19 protein-coding genes and 1 tRNA gene are annotated in these 22,515 nt (G+C 50.5%); 5 read left to right on the top strand and 15 right to left on the bottom strand.

Annotation, left to right across the window (positions count from 1 at the left end; genetic code table 11):
- Positions 1–103 precede the first annotated feature (103 nt).
- Entirely contained in the window at positions 104–1,504 is a 1,401-nt protein-coding gene (gene asnS, locus AEST_RS08520; protein ID WP_008608452.1) for an asparagine--tRNA ligase, read from the top strand.
- Positions 1,505–1,664: 160 nt separating this feature from the next.
- Here the strand turns inward: asnS and AEST_RS08515 are convergent, their stop codons facing one another.
- From AEST_RS08515 to AEST_RS08500, 4 genes are all read right to left on the bottom strand, one after another.
- Positions 1,665–2,222, bottom strand: a complete 558-nt coding sequence (locus tag AEST_RS08515; RefSeq protein ID WP_008608450.1) for an NAD(P)H nitroreductase — start codon at positions 2,220–2,222, stop codon at positions 1,665–1,667.
- A gap of 97 nt (positions 2,223–2,319) precedes the next feature.
- The gene (locus AEST_RS08510; protein ID WP_008608449.1) at positions 2,320–3,750 is read right to left on the bottom strand and encodes a glycogen synthase; all 1,431 of its coding nucleotides are present in this window, start codon (positions 3,748–3,750) and stop codon (positions 2,320–2,322) included.
- A 29-nt stretch (positions 3,751–3,779) separates the two neighbouring features.
- Positions 3,780–5,027, bottom strand: coding sequence for a glucose-1-phosphate adenylyltransferase (gene glgC / locus AEST_RS08505; protein ID WP_039925305.1), 1,248 nt, complete (start codon positions 5,025–5,027; stop codon positions 3,780–3,782).
- A gap of 354 nt (positions 5,028–5,381) precedes the next feature.
- A complete protein-coding gene (locus AEST_RS08500) occupies positions 5,382–7,427 on the bottom strand; it encodes an NADPH-dependent 2,4-dienoyl-CoA reductase (protein WP_274517116.1) in 2,046 nt (681 codons plus the stop codon).
- 134 nt (positions 7,428–7,561) lie between these two features.
- Here AEST_RS08500 and sppA point away from each other — a divergent pair, with 134 nt between their 5' ends.
- Together sppA and ansA are read left to right on the top strand one after the other, a co-directional pair.
- Entirely contained in the window at positions 7,562–9,442 is a 1,881-nt protein-coding gene (gene sppA / locus AEST_RS08495; RefSeq protein ID WP_008608446.1) for a signal peptide peptidase SppA, read from the top strand.
- Between the two features lie 60 nt (positions 9,443–9,502).
- Entirely contained in the window at positions 9,503–10,516 is a 1,014-nt protein-coding gene (ansA, locus tag AEST_RS08490; RefSeq protein ID WP_008608445.1) for an asparaginase, read from the top strand.
- A 388-nt stretch (positions 10,517–10,904) separates the two neighbouring features.
- Here the strand turns inward: ansA and AEST_RS08485 are convergent, their stop codons facing one another.
- From AEST_RS08485 to AEST_RS08445, 9 genes are all read right to left on the bottom strand, one after another.
- Positions 10,905–11,417, bottom strand: a complete 513-nt coding sequence (locus AEST_RS08485) for a hypothetical protein (protein WP_008608444.1) — start codon at positions 11,415–11,417, stop codon at positions 10,905–10,907.
- A 249-nt stretch (positions 11,418–11,666) separates the two neighbouring features.
- A complete protein-coding gene (locus tag AEST_RS08480; protein ID WP_008608443.1) occupies positions 11,667–12,656 on the bottom strand; it encodes a sulfate ABC transporter substrate-binding protein in 990 nt (329 codons plus the stop codon).
- A gap of 198 nt (positions 12,657–12,854) precedes the next feature.
- Positions 12,855–15,578, bottom strand: a complete 2,724-nt coding sequence (locus tag AEST_RS08475; RefSeq protein WP_008608442.1) for a DUF349 domain-containing protein — start codon at positions 15,576–15,578, stop codon at positions 12,855–12,857.
- A complete protein-coding gene (locus tag AEST_RS08470) occupies positions 15,568–15,849 on the bottom strand; it encodes a YeaC family protein (RefSeq protein WP_008608441.1) in 282 nt (93 codons plus the stop codon). Before AEST_RS08470 ends, AEST_RS08475 begins: the two co-directional genes overlap by 11 nt.
- A 1-nt stretch (position 15,850) precedes the next feature.
- Positions 15,851–16,177 carry a hypothetical protein gene (locus tag AEST_RS08465; RefSeq protein WP_008608440.1) on the bottom strand — a complete coding sequence of 109 codons (327 nt, stop codon included), beginning with the start codon at positions 16,175–16,177 and terminating at the stop codon, positions 15,851–15,853.
- 28 nt (positions 16,178–16,205) lie between these two features.
- Entirely contained in the window at positions 16,206–17,336 is a 1,131-nt protein-coding gene (locus AEST_RS08460) for a M14 family metallopeptidase (protein ID WP_008608439.1), read from the bottom strand.
- A 61-nt stretch (positions 17,337–17,397) separates the two neighbouring features.
- The gene (locus AEST_RS08455; protein WP_008608438.1) at positions 17,398–17,655 is read right to left on the bottom strand and encodes a DUF2960 family protein; all 258 of its coding nucleotides are present in this window, start codon (positions 17,653–17,655) and stop codon (positions 17,398–17,400) included.
- A 6-nt stretch (positions 17,656–17,661) separates the two neighbouring features.
- On the bottom strand, positions 17,662–18,513 hold the full coding sequence (locus AEST_RS08450; RefSeq protein ID WP_008608437.1) for an EamA/DMT transporter family protein: 852 nt from the start codon (positions 18,511–18,513) through the stop codon (positions 17,662–17,664).
- The gene (locus AEST_RS08445; protein WP_008608436.1) at positions 18,513–19,652 is read right to left on the bottom strand and encodes a 1-acyl-sn-glycerol-3-phosphate acyltransferase; all 1,140 of its coding nucleotides are present in this window, start codon (positions 19,650–19,652) and stop codon (positions 18,513–18,515) included. The genes AEST_RS08450 and AEST_RS08445 overlap by 1 nt, the downstream gene beginning before the upstream one ends.
- Positions 19,653–19,829: 177 nt before the next feature.
- Between AEST_RS08445 and AEST_RS08440 the strand changes: the two genes are divergently transcribed.
- Positions 19,830–19,906, top strand: a tRNA-Pro gene (locus AEST_RS08440).
- Positions 19,907–20,011: 105 nt separating this feature from the next.
- Here the strand turns inward: AEST_RS08440 and AEST_RS08435 are convergent.
- Together AEST_RS08435 and AEST_RS08430 are read right to left on the bottom strand one after the other, a co-directional pair.
- Positions 20,012–20,758 carry a DUF3307 domain-containing protein gene (locus tag AEST_RS08435; RefSeq protein ID WP_008608435.1) on the bottom strand — a complete coding sequence of 249 codons (747 nt, stop codon included), beginning with the start codon at positions 20,756–20,758 and terminating at the stop codon, positions 20,012–20,014.
- Positions 20,755–21,432, bottom strand: coding sequence for a hypothetical protein (locus AEST_RS08430; protein WP_141686134.1), 678 nt, complete (start codon positions 21,430–21,432; stop codon positions 20,755–20,757). The genes AEST_RS08435 and AEST_RS08430 overlap by 4 nt, the downstream gene beginning before the upstream one ends.
- A 392-nt stretch (positions 21,433–21,824) precedes the next feature.
- On the opposite strand from AEST_RS08430, the gene AEST_RS08425 reads away from it, so the two are divergent.
- Positions 21,825–22,514 (top strand): hypothetical protein, encoded by a 690-nt coding sequence (locus AEST_RS08425; RefSeq protein ID WP_008608433.1) that lies wholly within the window; start codon positions 21,825–21,827, stop codon positions 22,512–22,514.
- Position 22,515: the final 1 nt, after the last annotated feature.

The raw sequence follows: 22,515 nt of genomic DNA, 5'->3' as shown, positions 1-22,515 counted from the left end.
TTTTTGCTTGTATTCAGCCTTGCGCCAAGTATCATTACTGCTTTAATTCAACCTGGGCGCTAGAGCTGATGCTGCCCCTGCTTGTCCCTTTGGAGTTGTTTGCATGACGCATGCTGTTATTAAAGATGTTCTGGCCGGTCGCTATGCGGTTGGCGAAAAGATCACGGTAAAAGGCTGGATCCGCACCCGCCGCGATTCAAAAGCCGGTATTTCCTTTTTAGCCGTGCATGACGGCAGCTGTTTTGATGCGGTTCAGGCCGTGGTTCCGGCCAATCTGGCCAATTACGAAACAGAAGTAAAGCGTCTGACCACCTCTTGCTCTGTGGCGGTTTCAGGTGTGATTGCCCGCTCTGAAGGTCAGGGCCAGGCGTATGAAATTCAGGCCGATGTCGTTGAAGTGTTAGGCTGGGTAGAAAACCCGGATACTTACCCGATGGCGCCTAAACGCCACAGCATGGAATATCTGCGCGAACAGGCGCACCTGCGGCCACGCACCAATATTATGGGCGCGGTCACCCGGGTACGGCACTGTCTGGCACAAGCCATCCACCGTTTTTTCCATGAGCAGGGTTATTACTGGATCAGCACACCGATTATTACCGGTTCGGATACTGAAGGTGCCGGTGAAATGTTCCGTGTCAGTACGCTGGATATTCATAACCTGCCACGCAACGATCAGGGGAAAGTTGATTTTAGCCAGGATTTCTTTGGTAAAGAGACCTTTTTAACGGTATCAGGTCAGCTGAACGGTGAAGCCTATGCCTGTGCGCTGTCAAAGATCTATACCTTTGGCCCAACCTTCCGTGCTGAGAATTCGAACACCAGCCGTCACCTGGCTGAGTTCTGGATGATTGAACCGGAAGTCGCCTTTGCCGAACTAAAAGATATCGCCCAGCTGGCCGAAGATATGCTGAAGTACGTGTTTAAAGCGGTATTGGCCGAGCGCGCCGACGATCTCGCCTTTTTTGCCGAGCGGATTGATGCTGATGCGATCAACCGGCTGGAGAAGGTGGTGAACTCCAGCTTTGTGCGGATGGACTACACCGATGCCATCGAAATTCTGAAAACCTGCGGTAAGAAATTCGAGTACCCGGTAGAATGGGGTGTTGACCTGCAGTCTGAACACGAGCGCTATCTGGCCGAAGAGCATATTGGTGCGCCGATCATTATGCAAAACTACCCGAAAGACATTAAAGCCTTCTATATGCGTTTAAATGAAGACGGTAAAACTGTGGCAGCGATGGACGTCCTGGCACCGGGTATTGGTGAAATTATCGGTGGTAGTCAGCGTGAAGAGCGCCTTGAGATGCTGGATAAGCGCATGGACGAGATGGGGCTGAACAAAGAAGATTACGGCTGGTATCGCGATTTACGCCGCTACGGCACAGTACCACACGCCGGCTTTGGTTTGGGCTTTGAGCGCTTAGTGTCCTATGTCACTGGTGTTGGTAATGTGCGCGATGTGATTGCTTTCCCGCGAACACCGGGTAATGCCGAGTTCTAATTGTTGAATGTTGAATGTTGAATGTTGAATGTTGAATGTTGAATGTTGAATAGAACATTCTGATAAGACAGAAAAAACCCGCAAATTATTGCGGGTTTTTTCTGCTTAATGTACCGGGATAACGTCAGACTTCGCTCTATTTATTACTCTGACAAACCGATTAAAACTCAGTGAAAAAGCTATCCGCATCCAGCGGTGTGCGATTAGGTGCCTGGCCATTTGGCGTGCCGAGATATAAAAAGCCGACAATTTCATCATCTGCTGCCAGCTCAAACGCCTGCTTAACATAATCATACTGAGTGTAAGCGCCGGTGCGCCAAATACCACCATAACCTAAGGCAAAGGCCATTTGCTGCATTGCCATCACTGCACAGGCGGTGGACTGTACCTGCTCCGCTGCGGGGACCTTCGGATGGTCGTTAATCTTCGCAATACAGACAATCACCATCGGTGCCCGCAGTGGCAACTGCCGTGCCCGCTCCTGTAATTCCAGCGAAATGGTAGGATCTTCTTCAATCGCCGCTTCGGCAAAAATATCGCCTAAGCGAACCAGCGCCTCCCGCCCTTGCACTACGACAAAACGCCATGGTCGTAAGGCACCATGATCCGGTACCTGCACTGCGGCACGTTTAATCAGTGCCATAGCTTCAGCTGAGGGAGCCGGCTCGGTTAGGCGCGGCGAAGAATAACGGCTGGTCAGAAGAGTTAATGCATCCATAAACTTACCTGTAAGTAGCTAGAGCTGTTGCTGCGCAGGCTATCAAAAAAAACCGTCTGACTCACGGCAATTTTGCAGCAAGCTGCGCAAGTGGCGATTAACTCCGCGAAAACTGCTCAGTCAACGCCTGTTGGTAAAGCTGAATATAACTTTGCACCGAGCTTTGCCAGCTAAAGTTCTGCTGCATACCGCGTAATTGCACCGCCCGATAGGCTGGCTGTTGCAGATAAAGTTGCTCGGCTTGCTGTAACGCCGACAATAAAGCGGCGATACTGACATCACTAAAACCAATGCCCGTTGCGGCCTGGTCTGGCCATGGGACAACGGTATCTCGCAACCCCCCGGTTAGCCGCACCAAAGGCACAGCGCCATATTTCAGACTATACAACTGATTTAAGCCACAGGGTTCGAATAACGATGGCATTAAAAAGAAATCACCGGCCGCTTCAGTCTGGTGTGCCAGGGTCTCATCAAAGCCCTCAAAAAAACGGAACTGCGCCGGAAAATCTTCCTGTAACTGATAGAGTTGCCGGCAATAATGTTGCTCGCCACTGCCAACAATAAACACCTGTACCGGACTTTGTAGCAAAAACTGGCGCAGTGCCGGGATCAGATAGTCATAGCCTTTCTGACCGGTGATCCGGCTTACCGCCACCATTAACGGCACGTCCGCCGCCGGTAAATGAAAGCGGGCTTTTAGCTGTTGTTTACAGGCTGCTTTGCCACTTAGATCGGTGCTATCGAAATTTCTAATCAAGGTTAAATCGGTGGCCGGATCCCACTGCTGATAATCGCAACCATTCAGAATACCGACAAAATCAGCTTGCCGTTGTTGATACAAGCGGGCCAAACCATTGGCCGCTGGCTCCGATAACAACTCGTCACGATAGCCCTGGCTGACCGTATTCACTTTGGCCGCATAACGAATGCCCTGCTCCAGCATATTCAGAAAGTGATCCTGCTGCTGCGCCAGTTCCAGCTTACCAAACCACTCTGCGCCGGCCGTTAACTGATAGGCGCCATTATGGATAGTAAACACAAAGGGGACCCTGCCAAGTACCGGGTCCTGCGCATAATGCTGTTTTAAATAGGCCGCTGTCACTGCGGTTTGCCAGTCATGGCCATGGATCAGATCGACATCCGGTAAATACTGGCGGCACCATTCCAGCGCGGCTTTGCAGAAAAACGCAAAGCGCAGCGGATTGTCGGCATACCCCTGATCACCATCATCATAGGGCCGCTCACGATGAAAGAAATCATGATGCTCCAGCAGGCGGATATCCACCCCACCCTGACTGGCTTGCGCCAACTGCCGTACCGCGCAGCCCAGTGGCCGACCGCCTAAATGAAAATAAACCGAGTGCCATTCCCCGGTTGGCCGGCTGTACAGATTGGTATATTGCGGCAATAAAACGGTGACCTGATGGCCAGCATCAACCAGCCCCTGCGCTATGCCGCGACAGGCATCTGCCAGCCCACCGGTTTTGATCAGCCCTTCATATTCACTACATAACAACAGAACTCGCACCAGGCAGATCCTTTTTTTTACAGGCAGCCTTAGCTGCCACTGTCATCATCAAAACCCACTTTGGCCCCTTTCGGGATCACCACCACACCACCCGGCGAGATATGAAACCGCTTGCGATCCGCTTCAATATCCTCACCAATCACGGTGCCGGGTGCTATCTTAACATCTTTGTCGATGATGGCACGGCGAATACGGCAGCCACGGCCGATATCGTTATTGCCCATCAGTACGCATTTTTCGATATAGCTATGGCTATGTACATGCACGTTGTAACCCAGTATCGACTGATAAACGATAGAGCCGCTAACAATACAACCCGCTGCGACCATTGAGCTAATCGCCTGCCCGGTACGGTTCGCCTGATCATGCACAAATTTCGCCGGCGGCATCGGTGGCGTATAGCTACGCAGTGGCCAGTAGCGGTTGTAAACGTCAAACGGCGGGTCAATAGAAATCAGATCCATATTGGCTTCGTAATAAGAGTCCAGCGTACCAACATCACGCCAGTAACCGGAACTGCTCTCCGATTCACCACGGATTTTATTAGTCGAGAAATCATAGACAAAGACTTCACCGCCCGGCACCAGGCCCGGAATAATATTATGGCCAAAATCATGTTTGGAGTCCGGATTATCGGCATCGTCGTTTAACACCTTAACCAGACATTTGGCTTCAAAAATATAGTTACCCATCGAGGCCAACACCATATCGGGCCGGCCGGGGATGGTTTTCGGATCCTGTTTCGGTTTTTCCTGAAAACCGATCATCCGGCCGTCGGCATCGACTTCAATAATGCCAAACTCATGCGCCTGCGACACCGGTACCGGAATGGCAGCCACCGTCAACTTAGCCTGCTTTTTGCGATGAAAGTCCAGCATTTGCCGCACATCCATCTTATAAATATGGTCGCCACCAAAAACACAGATATGCTCCGGATCCAAGCCTTCAATTAAATGCAGGTTTTGATAGATGGCATCAGCCGTGCCCAAATACCAGTGCTTACCGGTTTGCATCTGGGCTGGGATCGGATCAATAAAACGGTTGGTAATGCCGCCGACCCGCCAAGCGCGGCTTAGGTGTTTCATTAGAGAGTGCGATTTAAACTGCGTAATCACAAAAATTTGCAGCAAGTCTGAGTTCACAAAGTTGTTTAAGACAAAGTCAATGATCCGGTAGTTACCACCGAACAGCACCGCTGGTTTCGCCCGCACGCCGGTTAAAGGCGCCAAACGGGTACCTTCACCACCCGCCAGAATCATCGTTAATACACCTGACATAGTTTCTCCCCTTTAGCACTGTGCCTGGCACAGTGGTTCCATATAATGAAATTGATACTGTGTTATCCCCGGGGTTGGTCTTGGTTGTGCGGGGTTCAGGCGATTGCGGCAGGCTTTTCACTGCACTGCTTGGCCTTCACCTGCTATGCAATAGCAATACCAATATCTGACTACTGCTTGGCGGCTTTGCATTTTATTAGTGTTAATGAAACTACTAATAAAGATAGCAGCTAATACTGCGTAAAAATAGGGCAAGTAAAGGACAAAAAGATGACAAAGAGATGACCGGTCGCACTTTTTTGGTGCAACCGGCCAGTCAAAGGTAGGGAACCTGGCCTGAGCCAGGCAAAACGACTAGATTTGTGCTGCCAGCTCCGCGCCCTGACGAATGGCGCGCTTGGCATCAAGCTCGGCAGCAACATCCGCACCGCCTATTAAATGCACTTTCTGCCCCCGCTCAATTAAACCTTGTTGCAGCGCCCGCAGCGGCTCCTGACCGGCACAGATCACCACATTATCCACCGCCAGGCAGCGCTCTTCGTTATTAATGCTGATCCAAAGCCCGGCATCATCTACTTTCAGATAATTTACGCCGGCCAGCATTTCCACGCCTTTTTTCTGCAACGAGGCCCGGTGTGCCCAGCCCGAGGTTTTACCCAGGCCAGAGCCAACCTTGGTATTCTTACGCTGCAACAAATAGATCTTGCGCTTGGCTGGCTCAGCCGGCTCGGCTTTTAGCAAGGCACCACGCGCCTGATAGGCCTTATCAACGCCCCAGTCTTTTAACCAGGCATCCGGTTGCAGCGTCAGTGAATGTTCTTCGGTCAGATATTCCGATACATCAAAGCCAATGCCACCGGCGCCAATAATAGCCACATGCTTACCCACGGCTTTATGGTCGCGCAGCACATCCAGATAACTCAGTACTTTCGGATGGTCCTGCCCCGGCAAACCAATATCACGCGGCACTATCCCGGTGGCCAGAATAATCTCATCAAAGCCACCGGCGCTTAACGACTCCACGCTTTGCTCAGCATTTAAATGCAGCTTAATCGCATGTAGCTCCAGCATCCGGCCGTAATAACGCAGGGTTTCGTGGAACTCTTCTTTGCCCGGAATTTGTTTGGCGTAGTTAAACTGGCCGCCGATTTGGTGCGATTTATCAAATAAGTGCACCTCGTGGCCACGCTGCGCAGCATAAACACTAAAGGCCAGGCCAGCCGGGCCGGCACCGACTACCGCCAGCTTTTTGCGGGTTGTAGCCGGGGTGAAATTTAGCTCAGTCTCGTAACAGGCACGCGGGTTTACTAAACAACTGGCGCGTTTTTGCTGGAAGATATGATCCAGGCAGGCCTGATTACAGGCAATACAAGTATTAATCAGATCGGCCTGATCAGCAGCCGCTTTATTGACAAAGTCGGCGTCAGCCAGGAAAGGTCGCGCCATGCACACCAGGTCAGCCTGACCATTAACCAGAATATCTTCCGCTACCTGTGGATCATTAATACGGTTAGTGGCAATCACCGGCACGGACAGCTCCTTGCGCACCCGCTCCGTGATCCAGCTAAAGGCAGCCCGCGGTACCCGGGTGGTAATAGTCGGGATCCGCGCCTCATGCCAGCCAATGCCGGTATTAATCATCGTCGCACCGGCCTTGGCAACGCCTTTACCTAAAGCGACGACTTCATCAAAGGTATTACCATCTTCTACCAAATCGAGCATAGACAGCCGGTAAATGATAATAAAGTCCTTACCACAGGCTTCACGTACCGCCCTTACAGTTTCCAGCGCAAAACGGCTGCGGTTATCAAAGCTACCGCCCCATTCATCGGTACGCTGGTTAGTGCGCTGACAAATAAACTGGTTAATCAGGTAGCCTTCCGAGCCCATAATTTCCACACCATCGTAACCGGCTTTTTTCGCCAGTTTGGCGGCATTGGCAAAGTCTTTAATGGTGGCACGCACCTGACGGCCAGACAGCTCTGATGGCTTAAACGGAGTAATGGGTGATTTAATTTTGCTGGGGGCGACGTTAAACGGATGATAACCATAGCGACCAGCATGTAACAGTTGCAGGCAGATCTTGGCGCCGTACTGATGCACAGCTTCAGTGACCTGCTTATGCTTGCCAACCTGCCACCAGAAACTTAGCTGACAACCAAAAGGTACCAGGTTGCCGCGAAAATTCGGGCTGATACCGCCGGTAATAATTAACCCGACACCACCTTTCGCGCGCTCAGCATAAAAGGCCGCCAGTTTACTAAAACCATTTTTCTCTTCTTCCAGGCCGGTATGCATCGACCCCATAATCACTCTGTTGCGTAATGTTGTGAAACCGAGATCGAGCGGTTGTAATAATTGTTGATAAGCCACATAAACCTCTCTGGTCGTACCTGTCATAAATGCCAGACTCTAGCGAGTTTGGCGCCGTTTCGCAAGCGATATACATTTTCTTACAAATTCGGTTTCGACTTTGCAGCAAAAGCAGTTAGCATACCTAATGCAAAAAATCGTTCGAGACACAGGAATATCTCATGGCAGAAAAAAAGAAAGGCATCATCCGGCGCTTCTTTGGCGCGATCTGGGCCGTCTATAAGGGCTTTCGCTCCACCGTGCTTAATATCATCTTTATTTTATTTGTGATCTTAATTGGCAGCGCCATCTTCGGTGGCGGCGACAAAGTCAAAGTGGCGAAAACCTCTGCCCTTTACCTGAATCTGAGAGGCGATCTGGTTGAAGAAAAACGCTTTGTTGATCCTATCGCCGCCATTATGAATCAGAGCCTGGGTGGCCAGGAAGAAACGCCGGAGATCCTGGTTAGCGATCTGGTTGCGGTAATTAATCATGCCGCTAAAGATAACCGCATTCAGGCCATGGTGCTGGATTTATCCGGCTTAGGTCGTGCTTCACTGGACAAGATGCTGGCCGTTGGCAGCGCGATTGAGAATTTCAAGCAAGGCGGTAAAAAAGTATTCGCCTACGGCGCCTTCTTTGCCCAAAACCAGTATTTTCTGGCCAGCTATGCTGATCAAATCAGCCTGGAGCCAATGGGTGCTGTGATCCTGGAAGGTTACGGCAGCTATCCGATGTTCTACAAGAGCGCACTGGAAAAACTGAAGGTCAGCACCCATGTGTTCCGCGTGGGTACCTATAAATCTGCGGTAGAGCCCTACACCCGCGATGATATGTCTGCTGAAGCCAAAGAAGCCAATATCGCCTGGTTAAATGCGCTGTGGCAGGAATATAAAGAACAGGTTGCCGGCCGTCGTGGCTTTGCACTGGATAACTTTGACGAAACCTTTGCCGGTCTGTATGCCAAGGTGGCTGCCGCCGAGGGCGATTTAAGCAAGTACGCGCTGGAAAACAAGCTGGTTGATAGTATCCAAACCCGCGAAGAGTTCCGTCGCAGCTTAATTGCCGTTGTCGGTAAGAACGACAAAAATACCTACAACCATGTCACCTTCGATGATTACAGCAAGCTGGTGTTACCGGCCAAGCAGTTTGATAATCCGATGACCGAAAAAGTAGCCGTTGTCGTGGCCCGCGGTATGATTATCGATGGTACGGCAAAAGCCGGTACCATTGGCGGTGATTCTACTGCAGCACTGCTGCGTCGTGCCCGCCACGATGACAAGGTTAAAGCCGTAGTACTGCGCATTGACAGCGGCGGTGGCAGTGCTTTCGCGTCAGAAGTGATTGGTCAGGAAATTACCCTGCTGCGTGAAGCTGGCAAACCGGTTATTGCTTCTATGGGCGCCGTTGCTGCCTCAGGTGGTTACTGGATTGCCGCGCCTGCCAATGAAATCTGGGCCGCCCCGACTACGATCACCGGCTCTATTGGTATCTTCGGTTTAATGCACACGCTGGAAAATGCGATGCAAACTCTGGGCTTAAACGTAGATGGCGTAGGTACCACTGAGCTGGCAGGCTTATCGGCCGGTGTTCCGCTGTTTAAAGGGTTAAATGACCCAATGAAAGATTTAATGCAGCTGCTGATCGAGCGCGGTTATACCGAATTCCTGACCATGGTGGGTAAAAACCGTAATATGAGCGTGGAAGCGGTAGATAAGGTTGCCCAAGGTCGTGTCTGGACCGGCCGGATGGCGCAGGAGTTTGGCCTGGTGGATAAACTGGGTACCTTCGACGATGCCATTGCCCGTGCTGCGGAAATGGCGGGCCTGGATAACTACGATGTCAAAGTGATCCAGCAAGAGTTAAGCCCGGCAGAGCAATTCTTTGTTGATATGTTTGGTGCTGCCCAGGCCAAAGGCTGGGTACCGAGCTTCGGCCAGTCGATGCAAAACCGTGCCCTGCGTCAGTTAAGCCAGCAGGTACAACAGGACTTCCTGTTAATGAACCAGTTTAATGACCCTAATGGCATCTACTCCTACTGCCTGAGCTGCCAGATCCACTGACAGCAAACGCAATAAGGATTACAATGCCCGGCTCTGACCGGGCATTTTTTTAAGGTTCCCATGCAAAGAAAACGTATTTATGTCGCCTATACCGGCGGTACCATCGGTATGCAGCAATCCAGCCGCGGCTTTATTCCGGTACCGGGCTTTTTAACCGACACAGTAAAACGGATGCCGGAGTTTTACCGGCCGGAAATGCCCGAGTTCGACATTCACGAATATCATCCGGTAATCGATTCCTCCGACATGACACCGGCGCACTGGTTAAGTATTGCCAAAGATATTCAGGCAAACTATCAGCGCTATGACGGCTTTGTGGTGCTACATGGCACCGATACCATGGCTTACACCGCCTCTGCGCTGTCTTTTATGCTGGAGAATCTGCAAAAACCGGTGATTATCACCGGCTCACAGATCCCACTGGCGCAGCTGCGCTCCGACGGCCAGGTTAACCTGTTAAACGCGCTGTATCTGGCGGCCAATTATCCGATCCCGGAAGTGTCGCTGTTCTTTAATAACCAGCTGTTCCGCGGCAACCGCGCGACCAAGGCCGATGCCGACGGCTTTAATGCCTTTGCTTCGCCCAATTTACCGCCGCTGCTGGAAGCCGGTATTCATATCAAGCTGTTAGCCGGCAAGCTGAGCAATAGCGCCGAGGCCCTGCCGTTACAGGTTGCTGAGATCACACCGCAGCCGATCAGTGTGGTGACACTCTATCCCGGCATTACCACCGACGTGATCAGCAATATGCTGGCCGCACCGGTACGGGCGCTGATTATTAAGTCTTTTGGTGTGGGTAATGCACCACAGCGCCCGGAACTACTTAAAGTGCTGGAGAATGCCAGTAACAGCGGCCAGGTATTAGTAAACTGCACCCAATGCTTTAAAGGCAAGGTCAATATGGATGGTTATGCCACCGGTAATGCCTTACGCCGCGCCGGCGTGATCAGTGGCTTTGATATGACGCTGGAAGCAAGCCTGACCAAGCTGCATTACCTGCTAAGCAAACCACTCAGCCCGGAGCAGATCCGCACTCAGATGCAGCAAGATCTGCGCGGTGAATTAACCCTGTAAGCGTAAAAACTGCCATAGCTTCCCCGCGCCATGACTCCGGTATGCTTGCCGTACCGGAGTCGGTTCTGCGATATCAAATCACGCAGCTACCTTAACGCTACACCAAACCTCGACTCCGGTATGCTCGTCATACCGGAGTCGGTCCTGCGATATCAAACTAAGCAGCTACCTTAACGCTGCACCACACTCGACTCCGGTATGCTTGTCGTACCGGAGTCGGTCCTGCGATATCAAACTAAGCAGCGATCTTAACGCTACACCACTCCTCGACTCCGGTATGCTTGCCGTACCGGAGTCGGTCCTGCGCTAGCAAACTAAGCAGCTATCTTAACGCTACACCACACCTCGACTCCGGTATGCTTGCCGTACCGGAGTCGGTCCTGCGATCTCAACCAACTCTCTCCCTGGACGCTTGCCAAAAACGCTCCGCGGTTTGTAACACCACATCCGCAGCCACATTCACTGATACCGGGATATTGACATCCAGCCCCATGCTAAAGCGTTGTAATACCGGCTTTTTTAACTGGCTACAAAATGCGCCGGGCTTAAGACCAATGCGCAGATGAGGCGGTAACCGGGGGTCGGTATAGAAAATATCCATCCGGGCGATTTCATGCCACGGAATAAGATCGATACCATGCATGGCCTTTATATTGCCGTAGCTTATCCCGAAACGGCTAAGCACTATTTCTTGCGGCCAGTTTTGGCAGTGTAATTTGCAAAGCCAAAGCCCTAATAGCAGGAAAACAGCAAGAGCCACGGTAACGGCCAGTCTTACCACTAATGGCTCTGCCCCCAACAGAAATAATTGAATAAACAGCAAAAAACCAAAGAAAATCAGCGCGATATGTTTGATGCTTATTCCCCGGCGATCAGGGCGAAATACGATTTCATCTTGCATCACAAGATCCTTAATATCAGGCTATTCAAAAGCAGCTTTCGGCGGTATCTACCGGTAACACAGCTATCTCAGTCTCAGAAGCTTTTCGTCCGGGCTAGTATTAATGATGATTATATACCTTTTTAGCGTAAAGCTACCCCGCTCTTCGACTCCGGTATGCTTGCGTACCGAAGTCGTGGTGTGGTGTCGCTTTTGGTTATGACTGTAGGTGTTGATTACCAGGACACTCGGCAGGTTTTTCTGTGCCTTTTATCTTCTGTAGATCTGATCGAAGATGGCGCCTTGCGCAAAATGTTTCTGATGTGCTGCTTCCCAGCCGGCAAAGTCTTCAATAGTAAATAAATTTAATGCCGGGAATTGAGCTGAGTACTCTTCGGCAATATTCGTGTCGCGAGGCCGGTAAAAATGCTTAGCGGCAATTTCCTGCCCGGTTGGCGAATAAAGAAACTCAAGATAAGCCTCTGCTGCAGCGCGGGTGCCCTTTTTATCGACCACCTGATCGACTACAGCGACGGATGGCTCGGCTAAGATTGAAATGCTTGGCACCACAATTTCAACCTGCTCTGCGCCCAGTTTTTTGATTGCGAGTAAGGCTTCATTTTCCCAGGCGATCAACACATCGCCTATTTGTCGGTCCAGGAAAGTGGTTGCAGCCCCCCTAGCACCAATATCGAGCACCGCAACATTGCGAAACAGTGCTGTGACAAACTGTTTGGCGTAAGCTTCGTCATTCCCACTCTTCGCTAAGGCGTAACCCCAGGCTGCCAAATAGTTCCAACGCGCCCCACCCGAGGTTTTGGGATTGGGAGTAATAACGCTGACATGTTCTTTGGTCAGATCCGCCCAATCTTTAATGTTTTTCGGATTACCTTTGCGAACCAGAAAAACAATGGTGGAGGTATAGGGCGCCGAATTATGTGGTAACCGGGCTTGCCAATCCTTTGCGATTTTTCCTGCCTCAGCAATAGCATCAATGTCTTGCGCCAGGGCTAACGTCACCACATCAGACTCAATGCCGTTGATCACGGCAATAGCTTGCCTGCCTGAGCCACCATGAGATTGATTAAGCCGCAGCGGCTGAGCCGAATTCTGACTTTGCCAATGGCTGGCAAAGGCCTTGTTAAAATCCTGATAAAACTCACGGGTAGGATCGTAGGATACGTTTAGTAAGGAGAGCGGTTTGGCGATTGCGGTATTGGCAAACATTGAAACCGTTAACGCTATAAGTATTTTGCGCATATTAAGCACCTTTTTTATTTAAAGTTTTCGCAAAATTAGCACGCCTTATATGCCAAATCTAATTGCAAATTCCTCTCTTATATTCTTTATAGTTATATTTGACGATATCGAGAAAATCGCTTGTCGGAGCGATCTTTGATGCGCCCACTATCGCAGAACCGACTCCGGTACGGCAGGCGTACCGGAGTCGTGATGCTGTTAAAACAGTGCGGCGACGCGTTGTAATAACGGTTGTTCGTTGGCAGCGACCGGGCCGTGTGCCAACCAGTGTTGCAGTAATTGCTCGGCATTAACCTGCTGACCACCGTTATGCTTCATTGATAACAGCGCTAACTGCACCTGCTGTTTTTCGCCGGGTTCAACCTGAGTTGCGCCCTGCCCGGTTAACAGCTCTAAGGCTACCGTTAGTTCGCGTCGGCTTAGTGGCGGTGTTGCGCCCTGTAAAGCATCACGATAACCGGCGGGTACCAGCTCTGGGCGCCACTGGCCTGCAGCCAGCGCTTCGAATAACTGGTTTAACTCGGCTTTGTGCTTTTGCTGACGCATACCGGCGGCTTTACTGGCTAATTCAGCGGCCAGTTGTTCACGCGCGGCCCGGGCTTCGGCCAGATCCGGCAAGCTCAGCTGCTGCAATTGCTGTTGCAGCTGTTGTACCGTGCTTAAGTCTGTGGCAGCAGTCAGCGCCTGAGTAATATCTTGCAACTGCTGTTGCAGGGCCGACCACGCCTGCTGCTGCGCGGCTTGCTGCGCCTGATGCTCGGCCTGACGTTGATTAAAGAACCCATCGCACAGTGCGCGGAACTCTAACCATAAGCTCTGATCCTGTTGCTTGCCGGCAAAACCCAGTTGTTTCCAGCGTTGCTGCAATTCTTTTAACACCGACGCCGTTTGGCCAGCATCGGTTAGCAATAATGCGGCTTTGGCATCGTCAATCAATGCCTGTTTTGCTGCGGCCTGGGTTTGCTGTGCCTGGTTTAAGCGGGCTTTTAACTGCTGGGTAAGTTGCTGATACTGTTGCTGTAACGCCTGATAATCCTGCCGGTTTACCGCGCCGGCCTCACGCCAGCGTTGGGTTAACTGACGCAGCGATTGTTCCAGCGCTTTTTCCGGCAGCTCTGTATGCAGCAATAACGCCAGTTCGGTCAGAATTTGCTGCCGCTGCGCCAAGTGTGCAGCACGTTCGGCATCCTGCTTGGCAAAAAACTCGCGACACGGGGCAAAGGCAGCTTCACAGGCCAGGTCAAACGCCTGGTTCAGGCTATCGTCTTCCGCCGGATCGGCTTTACCCAGCGAGTTCCAGTTAGCGCGGCTGAGCTTCACCTGCTCAGCACGCGCTTTGGCATCGGTTAGCGGCTCAGCAGAGAGTTGCTGCATCTGTTGTAGCATCTCGCGTTTTCGCGGCGTGGCAATATATTGCTGCAGCTCGTTCAGCGCCTGATACAGTGCGCTAACTTCGCTAAAATCCCGCTCGGCTTGCTGCTGTAAGCTGGTGTCTAGCTGCTGATAATCCTCGGTCAGACCTTTATAGAGCCCAAACAAGACCTTATAACGGCCGGCACTGTGCAAGCGTTTAAACTCTGCACATTTGCTGCGTAATTGCCGTAACTGGCGTTGTTGCTGTTGCTGCAAGCCGGTCAGTGCCTCTTTCCAGCGTTGCTGCAGTTGCTGGCGTTCGGCCAGTAATGGCTGTGGCACAGGTAAACCCAGCCCCTGCTCCAGCTGCCGCCAGCTGGCTTTAAACTGCGAATAATGGTGCTCCGCCACTGGCAAATCGGTTGCGGTTTGCGGCAGTGCTATATCGCTAAACTCTGACACTAACAGCGTTAGTTGCTGCAACTTTGCCGCAGCTGCCGGCAAGGCGCTAAGCTGCTGCGCCAGATTTTGCAGTTGTACCGAAAGCTGTTGTTGCTCTCTTTCGGCCAGGGGGGCGGCAGAGAGCTCCTGTAACAGTTCACGGTGCGCCGCTTCTAACAATGACAGCTGTTCTGGCGTCAGAGAGGATAGCGCAGTCAGTTGTACACTGATTTGCTGCTGTAATGCCGTTACCGCCTGATGTAACTGCTGAAAACTGGCTGCAGCCTGAGCCTGCTGCTCAGCCTCCCGCTGCTTTGCTGCAATTTCGGCTAATTTGGGTGCTAACCAGTCGGATAACTTGCTGTTTAACTGCTGAAACTTATCCTGATACTGTGCCGCTTCGGCCTCAGGTAACAACGGCAGATCGGCAGCCAGCTGCTGCCATTCGGTCGCCAGTTGCTGTTGCAGTGCCGGCACGTCGCTCAGGTTAGTGCGCTCGCGAAGCGCATTTAACTTGGCCAGTAACAAGGTAAGTTCTTTGCGCAGTTTTACCGGGCGCTGCTTATCTGCCTGTAGCTTGGCCAGTTGTTGTGCCGCCTGCTCGGCCAGTTCGCCCGGCAATTGCTTCGCCAGCTTATCGAGCTGCTTTTCATCCTGGATGTCGGTAAGTAAGCGCGCTTTTAACGCCACCGGGAAATCAGCATCCTGCAGGCTTTGCAGCACCAGATCCTGACGCTCCAGCCGCTGTAGCAAACTAAAGCGCAAACTAACATCGCTATCCTGCAGTGCCAGTTGCTCCAGAATACTGCTGCGCTGACATTGTTCGATAAATTTCTGTTTTAAACCTGCGGCCACCTTACCGGTTAGCAACTGCTGGATCAGCTGTTGCTCGGCATAAAGTTTTAGGCGCTCGGCAGCGTCCTGCTTACTGGCTTGCCACCATAGTGCAAAATCATTTAAGCGGTGCAGCGCAGCCTTGCGCACTGCTTCGGCGCCGTCATTAAAGGCCAGCTCATGCAGGGTGTTTTTATGTTCGGTATTTTGCGGATCCAGACTTTCCAGCGCCTGTAGGCGTACTGCGGCATCCTGATGTTGCCATTTGGGTTTAAACCAGCGTTTAAAGATCATCGTGTGAAAACCTTGCGATAGCGGCAGGATCAGAAAATTGCTTTTTTAATTCAGCTTTGGATTTATGGACAATTTGGCCATCGGCGCCAACGGTAAAAATCTCGTCCGATTTCATTACCTTGGCCTGATAAGCCATCACCAGTTGCAGGGTGTGGGCTTTTTGCTCGTCAGACAGCGGCGTGCCATCGGCCCAGCGGCCAGTTTCGGCCGCCTGCGCCAGTTTTTCGTAGGTGTCAGGCGCCATAGCGCTGACCAGTGCATTAAAATCCATACTACTTCTTACGCTTTAACCAGATAATCCGGGCGCGGCAAACCACATACCAGATAAAACCCAGCGCGATCGCCGCCGTTGAGACATATTCGTTATAGCTGCCGGTTTCCGGTTGCCACCAGTACAGAATACCGAAGCCACCAAGAAACAGCAGTAACGCCAACATCGACTGATTCATCAGTGATTGTGACTGTCTGAGCATCCGATCCCGATGCTGCGCCGCCAGTTTCTCCGGCGTGGCCGCAGTCAGATCGGTTTTACACTTCGGGCACTCTGCTGCTTTGTTAGAAACCCGGTGTTGGCACACCGGGCAGGAAATAATTGCCATCTGCTGTTCCTGTGTGGTTAGGTTGTTATTACTGACCTAAATCATCAACTACGGCCAAAATCGCCGTTAACGCATCCTGCCCCAGTTTCATTGACCGTACGTCTGACCAACCATAGGCTTCATCCGGCAGGTTGGCGTTATCTTTAAACGGCATCTCCAGCGTATAGGCCAGGGTTTTAAATTGCTCGGCAACCCAGTTTGAACACACGGTTAAATTGGCTTTGCCCGGCTCATCGCGATCATAGCCGTAAGTGGTCTGAAACTCTGGTGTTACCGCCAGCAGCGCTTGCTTAAAGCTAGTTTCTAACTGCGCCATTTTGGCGTTATAGGAAGGCACGCCCTCGGCACCGGCGACAAAGTTGTACGGCAGGTTTTCATCACCGTGCACATCCAGCAGCATATCCAGTCCCAGCTCCAGCATCTTCTGGCGCACCAGGAACACTTCCGGGCTCTGTTCCATACTCGGGTTTTGCCATTCGCGGTTCAGGTTAACGCCAACGGCGTTGGTACGCAGATGACCACGCACGCTGCCATCCGGGTTCATATTAGGTACTATGTAAAACACGGCTTTGGCCAGCAGGCTACGCGCTACGCCGTCATCTTCATCCAGCAGGCGATCTAATAAGCCTTCGACAAACCACTCGGCCATGGTTTCACCCGGGTGTTGCCGGGCAATGATCCAGACTTTCTTTTTGCTGTCATCCGGCTCACCGACTACCAGCATACTCATATCGCGGCCATCCAGGGTTTCGCCCAGTTCAACCAGCTGACAGTTGTAGTCGTTTTGTGCCTGATGCAACAGATCCATATGCCGCTCGTAGCTATAAGGCGCGAAGTAAGCAAAATAAACTGACTCGGCTTCCGGATAATGGGTAATGGTCAGGGTATTGCCGTCATATTCGGTTTCGACCCGGAACCAGTTCTGCCGATCATAAGAGGCCACTGCCTGATAGTCTTTCCAGCCATCCGGATAGGCCGATTTGCCGGCATTGGTAATGTGCAGTTTATGCACCTGGGCATGGGGGCTGTTTAAGCGAAAATGGAACCACTGGTAAAAATCCGACATATTGTCTTTACGGATCGCCAGTTGAATATTATTCGGATCGGTGGCATTGATAACTTCGATATTGCCACTGTCAAAATTTGCGGTAATTTTCATAACAAAACTCATTGGTTGTAGGCTGATACGCTGCGGCAATCCAATAGGATCGCGCAGACTGTTATTCTTCTGTTGGCGGATTCTCGCGCACAAAGGCGATCTCTGCAAACCCAAATTTACTAAATGTTTGTAATCGATAGTTTTTAATTGCCGACTTATCTTTAGCGGTTTGCATTAATTGCTTTTCCATCGCCAGAAACTGCGTTAAGTCAATGCCCTCTTCCGCCGCGGCGGCTTCATAAGGGTCGCGAAAGCGATCAAAACTAAAGGCAATGACTTTGCGTTGCCCCTTGTATAAGTAGGTGACCTGTCGTGCCATATCGGTTTACTCCTGTCTTGCCGGCCGGCATAACCAAAGCGACGCCAGCAAAATTACCGAGCCCAAAGCCAGAGACCAAAGATTGGCGCTGCGGTTCCAAATTAACAGATTTACCAGCAAACCCGCCGGGATCAGTGCATTATTCATTACCGCCAGAGTACCACTGGAGACCAGACTGGCGCCTTTATTCCACCAGTAATAACCGCCGCCGGAGGCAACTAGCCCCAGCCATAATAATACGGCCCACTGCGTGGCATTAACCGGATATTGGGCTGTGCCGAGGATAAACCAAGCCGGCAGTGCCACCAGCAGTGCGCCGACATAAAACCAGCCAAACTGCTGGTATTGCAAGCTGGCAGGCGCTTCACCTTGCTGCATTAGCCGTTTATAACCAACCTGCCCGGCAGCAAAACATAGGTTAGCGCCCTGCACCACCAAAAAGCCAAGCCAGTAATCCGGTGCCGGCATGCCATCACGCATAATCGCCGCGGCCACTACCGCCATTGCCGCCGCCAGTAAAAAGCGCGGCTGAAAGCGCCCGGCCAGCACATCGTAAAGCAGCGTAATATAAACCGGGGTAAAGATGGTAAATACCAGTACCTGTGGTACCGACAACAACAAAAACGACTGATAATAAAACAGGTACATCAGCCCCAGTTGCACCGCACCAAGCGCGGCTAGCTGCAGCGCCAAGCCGGCTTTTATCGGATAACGCAGCAACCAGGGTAAAAATACCAGCAATGCCAGCGCTATTCGGGTCAGCACCGCAAAATAGGCATCGACCTGCCCGGCCAGATACACACCAATCAGGCTAAATGAAAACGCCCATAACAGCGTAACACCAACGAGATAGCCCATCAGGCGTTAGTTACCGGCCTTTCAGCCGCTTGCGTATGCTGTTTCAGCACCGGGGCAGCATACATTTGTGTTAAAAACGGCTGCGACTCCGGCGGTAACGCATCCAGCCTTTGTTGCCAGCTTGCCTGCTGTGCGGCATCGGCTTTGGCGCTGTCACCTGCGGCCAGATAATTAACCGGAAACAGTTTATAGTTTTGCCAGATCTGCTGATCAATCATCGCGGCCAGCGCGTCAGCATCCGCCGGAATATCAGTTAACGGTTTAGCGAAGGCAACATGCACCCGGCCTTTAAAGCCGACAATGCCTTTGATAATGGCATCGATATCTTCAAACTCACCTTTCTGGTAATTACCATGATGCTGTTTGTGAGAAAGTTCTCTGGCTTTATCCTGATCACAGGGATCTAACTCATACGATAAACACACCGGCACGATATTCAGGTTGCGCATATAGTCAGCAAAGCTGTCACCGCGCTTTTTGCCTTCCATATAAAACATTTTCAGAATTGCCGGATCGGTTTCATCATTACCATCTTTGGCGCGGCCTTCTTTTTGCGCAATCCAGATAGATTGCTGTTCATCCAACGAATGGCGAATATAGGCCGAGAGTTGCGACAGATTTTTCAGCATTTCCCGCGGCCCTTTGGCGCCGCGTTTGACGATAAAGCTTTTATTCAGCTTCATCAGCTCGGTAGCACAGGCTTTACGCAGCAGGTTATCGCCAATGGCGATCCGTACCGTCTCAAAGCCATGCTTATGCAAACACCAGTTAACCAGCGCCGGATCCATCGCAATATCGCGATGGTTGGAGATAAACAAATACGCCTGACCCGGCTTTAAATGTTCCATCCCGCTAAAGGTCATCGCAGTGGTCGAGGTTTTCAGCATCCGCTCCATAAAGGCGGCAACCTGCAGCTGCACCTGCGCAATAGAGCGCAGCTTGGCCCATTTGCGTTTTAGGAAAAACTTGACCGCCGGCGCTAGCAACCAGCCAAAACTGCCGGCCAGATGCGGAAAGCGGTAATGCAAAATGGCAGCAATAAATTCCTGATCGGCAATCAGCCGGCCAATAGCGGCTTGAACTTCATGGTCATGATAAGGCCGGATATCGGCAAAAGGATCGTTCTGGATGTCGCTCACAAGCTTACAACACTGCTAATTATTATAAAGAGGCGTATTCTACTCTTTCAGACGGAATTCGCCAGCACCGCAATAACTTTGTCGAAAACATCGGAGCAGCAACGCTGCGTAAAAAAGCTGCACTCACACAAAAGCGCATTGCATTTCATACCGAAATCATTATGATACGCCCTACGTCGGTACGTAGCGCAGCTTGGTAGCGCACTGTCATGGGGTGTCAGGGGTCGTGGGTTCAAATCCCGCCGTACCGACCATTTAATCCTCACTCAAAAAGTTTTCTCGTTCACCTGCTTAATTAATCTTTTAGCCATCATCAAGTCGACGCCTTAATCCTGAAATTACTCCTTGCCGGTTAGTCATTAACGAGCATTTAGCAAGGCGATAGCGACCAGTAAAGTAATACTAAAACTCAGTAATGAACCAAGCAGAATATATTCTGTCAGTGCCCTGTCATGTGAATCCCGCAAATCGTTAAAGCGCAGTACCGACTTCGCCGCCACAACCAACCCGATAGCTGAGTATTGCTCAACCAGTATCAAGGTTAAGATTAGTAAGCGCTCGGCAATACCGATTAAATGCCCCCCAGCCGGAGAGCCTTGCTTACTGGTCGACTTAGGTGTTACCAGCTTTGCCAGTACTAAACTGATTAATAAGGATGCCGGTTTCATTAATAGCAAGTACGCGAGTAATATCAGTAAATTCTGAGCGTCGAGTAATGATTTAACATATTGCAATATCACGCCAAAGCCAATGTCTGTTAAACACAGCCACACTATTACCACTATCAACACGTGCAACAATTGATCAGCGATAAAATAGCCTAGCCCACTGTAATAGGACTTAACCAGATCAATGAGTATATGGCTGATGGCAAGTATTAGCGCAAAAGCAATAACACTCCACAAACTCATGCTGGGCCAACTTAAAAAATGCCAACTAACTAATACAAACAAGTTAAGGCCGAAGTGCACCAAACCGTGATAATACAAAGCGGCACAGCGCCAATGTCTATCTGACCTTGCAACAACCCAACTGGTTGGCTGCAAGAAAAAATCAGCAAGTAGATGAACCAGGATTAAACTAAGAAACAGACTTAAATCACTCATCCGATACGTCCTGTAATATGGTGCTCGCAATATGCCAAAAACGATTCTACCAACTGATAATCTGCGTGGCTGTTGTTCAATAATTTTGTCACGTTTGCTCTGGATGTGCCCAGTTTACTTGCGATAGCATCATGCGAGCTACCAGGAGCTAACAGGTATAACAACAAGGCTTCAGCTTGGCGGGCGGTTAACTTACTTAACATGGCATCAGCCAACCGCAAAGGCACACCCAGTACCTGCTGTAGCTCGGCTTGCTCACTGAAAATGGCCAAGCGCTGCCCGGAGACAAGTTTATCCAAGCCATTGCCAGATAAGATAAAGGCGGCACCACTGGCACTTTTTACGTCCTTGCGTAAATTACTCACTCCCCCTATACCGATACTAATTTTACAATCCTGTCCCAAACTAAGCATGGTTAAACGGATATAAAAAGCCAGCATTACCGAAGCTTGCGGCTTTGGTAACAGGATTTGAAAAGCATCACCCCGATAAAAATTAAAGCTGCACGCCAATTGATCCGTTTGTGAAAGCAATAACTGCTCAAGTTGGTACAAAATGGTGTCGTAATGCTCACTCGCTACATGGCGTGAATTTACGAAATCACCGGTAAGCACTGCATAAATTGGCGGCATAAGGATCTCAGTAGCATGGGACTTAACACCAATAGTAACCAAATTCGGTTACAAGTCAAATAAGAAACCATTTTTGGTTACAACTCGATAAGTAACTAATATTGGTTACTAACTTTGGCTGTAGATCATACTTGAGCTTATTTTTATCAACTCGATAAGTTTAGTAAAGGCTGCTCAAGCTTACTCGCTTATTCATCGGGTAAGTTGGCAAGTGCATTACAATTCATCAGTCGTATCGCGTTGCAAGCAGCCCAGCGCTAAAAAATTCCAACTATGGTATTTTTTTGTTATAACAAAAATATCAAGTTATTAATTAATCTACACAAAATCAATTAACATCAAATTTTCCATATCTGAAATAGCCGACATATTGGATGTCATCTAGATTGATTCCGGCACATTTTTTGTGCTCTATCAATCAGGAGAATAATTCGATGTTACGTAAGAACAAATATCTAAGCTGGGTATTGTGTGCGGGCATGACACTTTTCAGCTACTCGGCATCAGCAAGCATTGTCGAGCTGGATTTTGAAGGCGCCGGCGATTTTAGCAATTTGTTGAACTTTTATAATGGTGGCTTTGACAGTGCGGGGAATCAAGGCGTTAACCACGGCATATCATTTGGAAGTGGCGCCTTTACGGCAGTTGCCGCCGACGATGGCAGCAGCGGTTTTACCAACCTACCCTCAGGTCAAACCCTACTATTCTTTGAGGGGCCAGCAAGCTGGCTAAATTTCGAAGCGGGCTTTACTGATGCCTTTGCATTGCACTACAGCTCGGCGCAAGTTGGGCAAATTATGATTTTTGATGGTTTGGCTGGCACGGGTAATCTGCTGGCTTCGTTAAACATCAGCAATCAGTTTGACCGATTATGTGCCGGAGACTCCTATTTTTGTACCTGGGATTTTGCTTCTATCAGCTTTAGCGGCATAGCGCGCTCAGTAAGTTTTGCTCAGGCTACAGAGTGGTCAGCCTTTGATAACCTGCGCTTTGGCGTTTCATCCTCGCAACCCGGAGCCCCGGTACCGGCCCCTGCTACTTTATTACTGCTAGCTTCAGGCTTGTTGTTAGCTCGTCAAACCCGCCGGCAAACACCCAAAAAAACAACTAACCCGCTGGCATAAT

The sequence above is a fragment of the Alishewanella aestuarii B11 genome, from assembly GCF_000280055.1.
GTDB lineage: Bacteria > Pseudomonadota > Gammaproteobacteria > Enterobacterales > Alteromonadaceae > Alishewanella > Alishewanella aestuarii.
The sequence above is the reverse complement of the archived record's forward strand: the minus strand, read 5'-3'. Positions and strand labels throughout refer to the sequence as shown.

Excerpts from the sequence above, each read along its gene's own strand:
- asnS (WP_008608452.1), top strand. The coding sequence starts at position 104 with ATGACGCATGCTGTTATTAAAGATGTTCTGGCCGGTCGCTATGCGGTT.
- AEST_RS08515 (WP_008608450.1), bottom strand. The coding sequence starts at position 2,222 with ATGGATGCATTAACTCTTCTGACCAGCCGTTATTCTTCGCCGCGCCTA.
- glgC (WP_039925305.1), bottom strand. The coding sequence starts at position 5,027 with ATGTCAGGTGTATTAACGATGATTCTGGCGGGTGGTGAAGGTACCCGT.
- AEST_RS08500 (WP_274517116.1), bottom strand. The coding sequence starts at position 7,427 with ATGACAGGTACGACCAGAGAGGTTTATGTGGCTTATCAACAATTATTA.
- sppA (WP_008608446.1), top strand. The coding sequence starts at position 7,562 with ATGGCAGAAAAAAAGAAAGGCATCATCCGGCGCTTCTTTGGCGCGATC.
- ansA (WP_008608445.1), top strand. The coding sequence starts at position 9,503 with ATGCAAAGAAAACGTATTTATGTCGCCTATACCGGCGGTACCATCGGT.
- AEST_RS08485 (WP_008608444.1), bottom strand. The coding sequence starts at position 11,417 with ATGCAAGATGAAATCGTATTTCGCCCTGATCGCCGGGGAATAAGCATC.
- AEST_RS08480 (WP_008608443.1), bottom strand. The coding sequence starts at position 12,656 with ATGCGCAAAATACTTATAGCGTTAACGGTTTCAATGTTTGCCAATACC.
- AEST_RS08475 (WP_008608442.1), bottom strand. The coding sequence starts at position 15,578 with ATGATCTTTAAACGCTGGTTTAAACCCAAATGGCAACATCAGGATGCC.
- AEST_RS08470 (WP_008608441.1), bottom strand. The coding sequence starts at position 15,849 with ATGGATTTTAATGCACTGGTCAGCGCTATGGCGCCTGACACCTACGAA.
- AEST_RS08465 (WP_008608440.1), bottom strand. The coding sequence starts at position 16,177 with ATGGCAATTATTTCCTGCCCGGTGTGCCAACACCGGGTTTCTAACAAA.
- AEST_RS08460 (WP_008608439.1), bottom strand. The coding sequence starts at position 17,336 with ATGAAAATTACCGCAAATTTTGACAGTGGCAATATCGAAGTTATCAAT.
- AEST_RS08455 (WP_008608438.1), bottom strand. The coding sequence starts at position 17,655 with ATGGCACGACAGGTCACCTACTTATACAAGGGGCAACGCAAAGTCATT.
- AEST_RS08450 (WP_008608437.1), bottom strand. The coding sequence starts at position 18,513 with ATGGGCTATCTCGTTGGTGTTACGCTGTTATGGGCGTTTTCATTTAGC.
- AEST_RS08435 (WP_008608435.1), bottom strand. The coding sequence starts at position 20,758 with ATGAGTGATTTAAGTCTGTTTCTTAGTTTAATCCTGGTTCATCTACTT.
- AEST_RS08425 (WP_008608433.1), top strand. The coding sequence starts at position 21,825 with ATGTTACGTAAGAACAAATATCTAAGCTGGGTATTGTGTGCGGGCATG.